Source organism: Intestinirhabdus alba, assembly GCF_009711095.1.
In the GTDB taxonomy this organism is placed as follows: Bacteria; Pseudomonadota; Gammaproteobacteria; order Enterobacterales; family Enterobacteriaceae; genus Intestinirhabdus; species Intestinirhabdus alba.
Genome location: NZ_WMJZ01000061.1, coordinates 1 through 9,166 on the forward strand (window position 1 = coordinate 1; position 9,166 = coordinate 9,166).

At 48.8% G+C, this 9,166-nt stretch carries 5 protein-coding genes and 2 pseudogenes; all 7 read left to right on the forward strand.

Annotation, left to right across the window (positions count from 1 at the left end; all coding sequences use genetic code 11):
- Positions 1-992: pseudogene (locus tag GJV78_RS21705) on the forward strand (DUF2345 domain-containing protein); the annotation flags it as partial.
- Between the two features lie 10 nt (positions 993-1,002).
- Positions 1,003-2,016, forward strand: a complete 1,014-nt coding sequence (locus tag GJV78_RS21710; RefSeq protein ID WP_155110187.1) for a DUF4123 domain-containing protein — start codon at positions 1,003-1,005, stop codon at positions 2,014-2,016.
- Entirely contained in the window at positions 1,965-4,775 is a 2,811-nt protein-coding gene (locus GJV78_RS21715; protein WP_155110188.1) for a T6SS effector BTH_I2691 family protein, read from the forward strand. The genes GJV78_RS21710 and GJV78_RS21715 overlap by 52 nt, the downstream gene beginning before the upstream one ends.
- An 83-nt stretch (positions 4,776-4,858) precedes the next feature.
- Positions 4,859-5,893, forward strand: coding sequence for a putative type VI secretion system effector (locus tag GJV78_RS21720; protein ID WP_330998840.1), 1,035 nt, complete (start codon positions 4,859-4,861; stop codon positions 5,891-5,893).
- A gap of 221 nt (positions 5,894-6,114) precedes the next feature.
- Positions 6,115-7,149: a putative type VI secretion system effector gene (locus tag GJV78_RS21725; protein WP_155110190.1), complete on the forward strand. Its 1,035-nt coding sequence runs from the start codon at positions 6,115-6,117 to the stop codon at positions 7,147-7,149.
- Between the two features lie 264 nt (positions 7,150-7,413).
- Entirely contained in the window at positions 7,414-8,577 is a 1,164-nt protein-coding gene (locus tag GJV78_RS21730) for a hypothetical protein (RefSeq protein ID WP_155110191.1), read from the forward strand.
- Positions 8,570-9,166 (forward strand): annotated as a pseudogene (locus GJV78_RS21735) (hypothetical protein); the annotation flags it as partial. The gene GJV78_RS21730 and the pseudogene GJV78_RS21735, both read left to right, overlap by 8 nt.

Genomic DNA, 9,166 nt, shown 5'->3' on the forward strand with positions numbered 1-9,166 from the left:
CGGGATGAGAAGCGCCGGGGGCAGGAGAGTATGCCGGTGCGTCTGGCGAAGCCCTACGGCGGGGACCTGTACGGCTTTCACTTTCCGCTGATCCAGGGCACGGAGGTGGCGATAGCGTTCCATGAGGGGGACCCGGACCGGCCCTATATCGCCCACGCGCTGCACGACTCGCGGCACGTTGACCACGTAACGGAGAAGAACAGCACGCGCAACGTGATCCGCACGCCGGCGAACAACAAGCTGCGGATGGAGGATAAGCGGGGCGAGGAGCATATCAAGCTGANGTATTTATCAGCGCCGATCGGCAGGAAAAAGCCGGTGGAATGATGCTGGATATGCAGGCAGCCGTGGAGGGGCTGAAAGCAGCCCTTCAGGATGCTGAGGGAATACGGTCAGCGGCGGAAAAGGCAAAGGCGGAGCTGGCCGATATCGAAAGACAAAAAGAATTACTGACCGAAACGTTAACTGAATTAAAACAGCAAGCCCTGTTATTATCAGCGCCATCCGGTATTGCTCAGGTCACACCTGCCAGTATTCAGTTATCTTCAGGGGAAAACTTAATTTTTACCTCAGGTTCTGATGCTGATATTAGTATTGCAAAAAAATTCCGCTTAAGCGTCAAAGAAACCATCAGTTTATTTGCTCAGTGGATGGGAGTGAAAATTTTTGCGGCAAAAGGAAAAATAGAGCTGCAGGCGCAGAATGATGCGATGGATCTTTTTGCAAAGGATACGCTGAGCATTGCCAGTAAAGAAAATCAGGTTGTGGTATCTGCCAGCACGGAACTGCTTCTCAATTGTGGTGGTGCCTATATCAGATTAAAAAATGGGGATGTTGAAATAGGTGCGCCGGGTAATGTACGGATCAAAAGCATGAACCTACAGAAAATGCAACCCGCTTCATTAAACTCCAGCATAGAACTCCCCGAACCATGTGCTACAGCCATGGACGTTGCTGGTGGCACACAAAGTCCTTCAGTGACATTCAGTTAAGGGATAACCTATGACAGAAATGATGGTCAGCTACAGCTATGCCGGACAAAATCTACAGGAACAAACAGAAACCATTAGCTCCCGATTAGGTGAACGATTTTTATCAAAGGATTTGACCTGCCTGTTGATGATAGACACTGCGATATTAAGACTCCGCGATAAAGAAAGCTTATTATGTCGTCAGATCAGCGCACGGGAAAGTATTTGCGTGCCGGTTGTACCTCAATATCTTTCTGCAGCGTTTCAACCCAAATTAGTTCCTCTTAATTTGTCGGTAATGGAAGATCGGCAGCTTCTGGAAATGAGCGTCGAGTCGGCATTTGATGAAATACACCCTGAAAAAATTAAGCAAGGTCAGGGGCGATTAATATGCGGCTGGCTCTCTTATTCGACCACGCCAGAAAATGTAGCGGTGCATTTGGGCAAAAGCGCGATGCAGGAACGGGAAGGGAAAGATATTTTATTAAGATTTTATGATCCAGCGGTTTCGCTGCCATTGTGGGCGATATTAGATGACTGGCAGAGGCAGCGCTTATTGGGGCCGGTAACGGCCTGGTATTCTGTCGATGGTGACGGGCAGTGGGTTCAGAGAACCGGCATAAGTAGCCAACAGATCAGACTCTCCTGGTCGCTGTCGCTAAGCCCGCAAAACTGGCTGGATATTCATTTTATCGGTATTGTGAATCGTATTCTTTGTGAGTATCGAAATTTACATCTTAATGAGATGCGTCTGTCTGAATTACAGGTGTTCCAGTCTGTACTTCCCGCGCTCAGGCGCGCCTGGCAATTTCCATTCCGTAATCCAGACGATTTGATTCTCTACGGAACACATGCGCTGATGATATCCCCCAATTTTGATGAACATGCGATCATTGTACGAATCCTGCAAATAAGCCGCGTAGAACGTAAGAATAGTTACCGGGAAATAGTGGCAGACCTGACGGAACAGCAGTGGTGCCGAATTAAAGATGAGTGCAGGAAAACGGTTTACGACTTCCCTCAATCATTAACAGGAGATGTGTGATGTCTGACCATCAATGTGATTGTAAGGCGCAGGGACCGGCATTAATGCCGGTGCGCTATGCTGTTGTACCAGACAGTATTTCAGAGAATTTACCCGCGTGGGCTGCGCCTCTGGCCGAAGATTATCCGCAGCGACAGGGGTATCACTATGCGCTGCGCGCCTTGCGCCGGGGGTTTATCTATATCTATTACTCCTGGTCATCCTCCTGGGAGGCCTGGTCGGTGTGCGATGACGGTAGCCTGTGGAAACAACTTTCTGCCGAAAATGCGCTGCCTAAATCAAAGCCAGACTGCCTGCAGGGAACCTATGGTCAGGGAGGAAAAGACTTTATTACCCTGCCTGCGCAGGTGCTGGAAAACGATATATGGATCGCCTTTACACAGTGTAAATGGACGAAAGCCACGCTTGACCGCTATGGCGAGAACGAGGAAGTCCGCCAGCGTCGAATGCAGCGTCTGAGGGCGTCGCAGTGGAGGATGTCAGGCCAGATGGCAGGCGCAGGAGAGGCAACGGAAGAGAGCCTCTCTTCCGTACTTGATTACGTTCCGGGTCAGGGGGATATGCTCAGCCCGGCCATGATGCTCCCCTGTGAGGGACCGGTTGCTCCCGTCAGCTACACTGAGCGAAATTGTTATCATTTAAGTGAAGAGACCTTGCCCCAGTGGCAGCGTTGGTTAGATTCTCTCATGGGGGATTCGCATAAGGAGAGGTGTGCAATACAGCCTCAGTGGACGCTATATCCCTGGCGAACGAACCGGAAGGCTGACAATACGCTACAGCAGATGAGGCAGCGTGGCGTAAAGCCGGATGGCACACCCGTTATGCCATTAATTATGGCTTTGCATGACGCAACCGGTATCACCCATGAGTTGACCGGCTGGGCTAACGGTATTCTGGCGTTACAACAAAAATTCGCTGAAGAGCGGGCGGTGGAATTTTCGACGCTTAATCTGATAAATGGCGTAAAGCAGCTTATCACCAACAGCAGATATCCGGGCTATTCAGAACGGCTGGAGACGCTCACGATAGATCAACAGGCTATGGATATCGCATACCAGCGATATCTTGAAGAGGCAAAAAATAACGGCACGGACCCCAGGGATATTGTCAGTCGGGAAGAGTATGAGGCGCGTTATATCCGGCGGCGACAAAAGACTCTGGAGGATGAAATTGCTGGTGATGTTATGGCAAAATATACCGGAATGCTTGATCAGCATCGGATGGATTCATTTACCGAAAGCGTGGAAATATTAGCGACGCGGGTAGGTAATCTTCTGGAGTGGTTAATTGATTATCGCGTCAGGTGGTTGCAAAACCCGCACTTCGTGGCGGCGGCGCAGGATTTTTGTTCAGATGATCCGCAGGATAATCTTAACTACCGTGAGATAGTGGCTTTCGCGCTATCAATGATCAATATTAATGTCGCGGGCCAGGCGTTACTGGATCGCTGGATCGCAGAGTACAGTACGACCAGTGAACAGAACCTGGTCTGGCGCACGCTGTTTTATAATAATCCGCAGATGATGGCGGAGGCGGAGCCGCTGCTTAACGACCTCCGACAGCCCGCCAGCGAAACAGTATCAACTGATCAGGTAAACAACTTTTTTGTCGCTAATGCCGCGAAGCTTAATAAGCTTTTAAAAGGCTTTGAAAAAGCCACAAGCGCAATGAATTCCCCCTTGTCTCCTGATGCGGTTCTGTCGCAACGGGTTCTGTACAGGATGGATCAGTATATGGCCAGCGTTGGCGCGCGAATTTTTTCCCCCAATGGAATCGGCCGTATACTGGACAGTATGCATAACGTCATCGTTCATACGCTATTCTCCCTGTCGGCGGGTAAGAGCGTGGCGCAAATTAAATCCTTTGCCAGTCACTATTTCGGCTGGGCCTGGGAGCGACACACCTATGTGGCCGGGCAGTTTTTTTATAATCCGGATAAGGCCATTACCCGATCTAATCTAAAACTGGCCCACAGCCGATTTGCCAAACTGAATGAGGCCTTTGCTGAATATGGCAGGACCCCGAAAGGTGCCACAGCATTTCGGGCGACCAGTATTAAGATCCTGGTGACCTTTATGAATATAGTAGAAGTGTATAACCAGCTTGAGCACTCTAAAGGCGATGCGGTCAGTATTGCCAAAATCACCAGCGCCGCGCTTGCAACGGCAGGGGGAGTCGTCGATATCACCATGCCGGCAATGAAGAAAGCCTGGGAGGGTAAGAATGGCCTCCTGTATCTGAAAATGTCGGGTGCTGGCTTTGCGATGGCGGCGTCGGCGATTTCGTTGGGGCTGGATGTGAAATCATTTGGTAAAGAGATTCAGGGCGAAAAACGCAATATCTATTACGGCTTATACCTACTTAAATTATTTAATGATGCTGCGGTTCTAATCAAAGCAAATGGTAAGCTGATGGAGGCACTGATTGCCCGATTTGGTTGGCAAACATTTGGTAGGCCAGGTGAAATATGGCTGGGAAAACTGGCAAAACCCGGATTTACCGCGCTGGGGGTGGAGTGGATCGGGCTACTGGCCTCATGGCAGGCCGCAGTGCTGATTATGCTGGTGGAATATATAGTGACGGAATATGTTATCCGCGATGAGCTGCAGCAGTGGCTGAAGCAGGGGATTTTCGGCACAGGGAACACCCTGAATACAGACGGGATCGCCCCGGAAAAGGCGGATGCCGAAATAGCCAGAAGCCGGGAATCGCTCATCGACGCGCTGCGTAAAATAAGCGGGCCGGACGCAAAAAGGTAACCGGAGAAAGCGATATGAGACGACTACAGAGAGCTGGCGTTTCCCGGTGCGGAGAGTGACGGATGGGCGTAAAGGAGGAGAGTATGGCAGAGAGTGGGCTTCGTTTTTCAGATATTCCCCGGTGTACATATAAAGAGCTGGAAAAAATATATCCTATACAGAATTATCTTAAAACCGGAACGGAACTGCATCGTCTGCAGCGGGAAATCCGCCGTATAGAGTCTACCCGTGGCCGGCGTGACCAGCTGCCGGCCCTGCGGCGGCAGGCGCAAAAGCTGGAGGAGGCGCTGGCGAAAGCGCCGCCGGACCCGGTGCTGCCGCCTCCGGTGCCGCTGATAAAGGTGAAAGGCGTTCTGGAAAAATTTAAGCAAAGATGTGTGATGCATTATTTTGATACCGAAGCTTACCCGCACACGCATGAATATCTGAAACGGCAGCGGGAGCGGGAGGAGTCCGCGGCGCTGGTGATGGGGGCGACAGGCTCAGGCGCGGCGGCGCAGGGGATGCTGCTGCAGGAGGGGCGAATTCCAAATCACGCCTGGCACGTGACGGGGGTGATTAACGGCAGGCGATTTTCGGGCTGGCTGGGTTCACCTTTTTGCCAGGAGGGGGAAGAGGTGGAATTAATTGTGGCGCCGGTGGGTGGAGAGTATCTGGTTTATGCGGTACATAAACCCTGGGAACGCTCTTTAATTATGCCACCGTTTTGTTATCGGGGAGTCCGCCAGGGAAGGAAGTCAGCTACATTCTCCCCCCTGGGCGTCTTTTTTTTCATTATGCTTGTGCTGATAATTACATCTGTAATTTCTGATGGGTGGGGCGCAATTTTTACTTATGATTTTTACAGAATGCTTCTGGTATTTATTAGTTTTTCCAGCGTTATATATTTATTACCGGCTATCTGGACAATCTGGCGTCGCTATCCGTTTCCCCGGGAAGAGCTGTCGGAAGAGATATTTACCGTGCTGGGATGGGAGAATGTGAGCGATATTAATCTGAGTAAGTTAAACCGGCGACGCAAGCGGCAATGGAAGCGTACCGGAAAGCCGGAAAATCCGTTTAAGGACTACACGCCGTTTAAGTGTAGCGGGATGGCGTTTGGTTTTTTTTATTATTAAGCAAACCGGGCCAGTTAAGGGAATACCCGGAACACCGACGGGATCGCCCCGGAAAAGGCGGATGCCGAAATTGCCAGAAGCCGGGAATCGCTCATCGACGCGCTGCGTAAAATAAGTGGGCCGGATGCGGAAAGGTAACCGGAGAAGCGAATATGAGACGACTACAGAGAGTTGGCGTTTCCCGGTGCGGAGAGTGACGGACGGGAATAAAGGAGGAGAGTATGACAGAGAGCGGGCTTCGTTTTTCAGATATCCCCCGGCTGACACATGAAGAGTTAAATGCGGAATATCCGGTGCAGAACTATCTTAAAACCGGAACGGAACTGCATCGTCTGCAGCGGGAAATCCGCCGTATAGAGTCCACCCGCGGCCGGCGTGACCAGCTGCCGGCCCTGCGGAGGCAGGCGCAAAAGCTGGAGGAGGAGCTGGCGAAAGCGCCGCCGGACCCGGTGCTGCCGCCTCCGGCGCCGCTGATAAAGGTGAAAGGCAGACTGGAGCGTTTAACCAAAAGGCGGGTAATGCATTATTTTGATACCGAAGCTTACCCGCACACGCATGAATATCTGAAACGGCAGCGGGAGCGGGAGGAGTCCGCGGCGCTGGTGATGGGGGCGACAGGCTCAGGCGCGACGGCGCAGGGGATGCTGCTGGAGGAGGGGCGAATACCCAATGTGGCCTGGCACGTGACGGGGGTGATCAACGGCAGACGATTTTCGGGCTGGCTGGGCCGGCCGTACTGTCGGGATGGGGAAGAGGTGGAATTAATTGTGGCACCGGTGGGTGAAGCATATCTGGTTTATGCCATCAATAAGCCGCAGGAGCGGTCAATTATTATGACGCCGTTTTGTTATCGGGGAGTCCGCCAGGGACGAAAATCAGCCACATGCTATCCGCTGGGAATGATAGCGTCTATTTTAACGCTTATAACCCTCGTCTGGGCAGGGATGGATGGTATATCTATTTTAAAAAGCCTCAATTATTATAAAGGCATGTTATATCTTCTTTTTATATTTACGATCATTTATATCATGCCCGCCACCTGGACAATCTGGCGTCGCTACCCGTTTCCCCGGGAAGAACTGTCGGAAGAGATATTTACCGTGCTTGGATGGGAGAATGTGAGCGATATTAATCTGAGTAAGTTAAACCGGCGACGCAAGCGGCAATGGAAGCGTACCGGAAAGCCGGAAAATCCGTTTAAGGACTACACGCCGTTTAAGTGTAGCGGGATGGCGTTTGGTTTCTATTATTATTAGGGAAACAGATTCAGATAACAGAGATATCACTCACCCGGAGCTATTCTGCCAGTTGAGCCTTTCCAGCGCTCGGATGATGATGGCTTATAGCATATTTTTCTTATATAAGCGTGGTTACTACGATATACACAGTTTTTATAGTATATACCCTAAATAATTCGAGTCGCAGGACAAAGCGCAGCGCGTTTTGAACAGCTCCGGGGCCGAATAAAGCCAATGCACATGCAACCTGAAGTATGACGGGTATAAATATAGGATTATTTTATGACCTGGAACATTCCTGAAAAACAGATTGTAGAGATGGTAACGCCACCAAAGTTTGGCCGTCTTGCTATTGCCTTTAGTTTAGTAATGGCGCTTATTATCATATTAGGTATGGCTATATATCACATTTCCCGCGATGAGAGAATTTTCTTCTATCTGTTAGTGGCCAGTGTGGCAAGTGTAATATTTTTCACGCTGTCTACAGGCTGGTTTCTTTTTCAATATGGTCTGAGGCTTGAGAAGAATGAAATGATAAAGGTTAGTAATGCTAACCTGGAATATTTTTACTCCAACTGGGCTTTGGAGTATGTAAGTATTGTGGCTTATAATTATATATTCCCCGATGAGGCACAGATATCTAATTTAAAGAGCAGGAGTGAAATTAATGTTATTGGGCAAAAAACGCTAAAATTTCCTGCCGATGTTGACTATGCTTCATTATTTTATGAGGTTATTTCCCCTTTGCGCTATTTGTTAATCCAGTTGGCTAATAACAACGCGCTCGAAATTGTCTTTCCGATGAGAAGTAGCGGCGATCAATCCACATGGAGTTATTTTAAACTTGCCTGGAGGCGGTTAGGTTTAAACGAGGAAACACTAAAAAAACCTGTATGGATGGTAAACGATTATGTAACACAGATAGATCAATGGTTAACACAAAATGATGAGCGTTTTCGCCTGGTTGTCATCTGTGAACCACTTGTTTCACTCGCAGAAAATGATAAGGAACAAGCGAGTGATGGAATAAGTGTATGGCTTTGCGCACCTTCTGCCGTAGCTAAAAATTATCAAATAGAAGAAAAAGCGAAAATTTATCGTGCTGTGTATACGAACACTGAAACGTTAAATGAAGACCTTGCCAGGGTTATGATCTATCAATCAAAATCAGGTAATATTGATAATGTTTGGTTCAGCAAATTTAACGATCAGGACACCTTAGGTGAAATAACCAGAATATGTGCCGAGCACAATAATGGGGTTAAGTTCAGGCATAACTTCTCGCATTTTATACTTGGCAGGCAAGGGGTGTATGATATATTGCAGGCAGTCACTTTATCACTACTATCAGCGCATGATGAAGATTCCGTTAATCTTATAGTTTCACAGGATGTTTTCGGAATATCATTGTCCCGGGTAAAAATACATAGGCAGAATCATGCATAAACATAAAATATTATGGTGGATTGGAGTCCTGATTTTTGTATGTGTAGTGGGAGCGTTAACCGCAGTCGCTATTTATTTCTGGAGCGATCGTCTTAATCTGGTCACCCTGACAAGTAAAATTGCACTTTGGATGGCTGCGATATTTTTTATATTGTGTGCGCTTCAATTAAGTCGTTTTGCTTTTCTTTATCCAATATTAAAAAAGTATTTTCATAGTAACAATGGGCGATCTGCTGCTTTAACCTTATCAAGCTCCCAAAATAATTTCCCTGCCTTATTCTCAATACGGCATCGGGAAGATAGTGGCGATAATGGAGGTGAGCTGAATTATTTTAAAGAGTTAACTGATTATCTAAAGCGTGGTTACGGTTACCTGTGGTGGAAAAAAGTCCGAATTCTTATAGTAACGGGTAAAACCGCTGATGTGGAACGTCTTACTCCGGGCCTGGTGGTACAGCGGTGGCAAGAAGATAAAGGTACAGTATTACTGTGGGGAGGCGATCTGAATGTCCGTAGTGACATCGCCTGGTTCAGGGTATTGTACAAAATGCGCCGCCGCCCGGCAGACGGCATCGTATGGGTGACCTCC

Bases quoted from the DNA above. Each gene is read 5' to 3' on its own strand.
- GJV78_RS21710 (WP_155110187.1), top strand. From the start codon at position 1,003: ATGACAGAAATGATGGTCAGCTACAGCTATGCCGGACAAAATCTACAG.
- GJV78_RS21720 (WP_330998840.1), top strand. From the start codon at position 4,859: ATGGCAGAGAGTGGGCTTCGTTTTTCAGATATTCCCCGGTGTACATAT.
- GJV78_RS21725 (WP_155110190.1), top strand. From the start codon at position 6,115: ATGACAGAGAGCGGGCTTCGTTTTTCAGATATCCCCCGGCTGACACAT.
- GJV78_RS21730 (WP_155110191.1), top strand. From the start codon at position 7,414: ATGACCTGGAACATTCCTGAAAAACAGATTGTAGAGATGGTAACGCCA.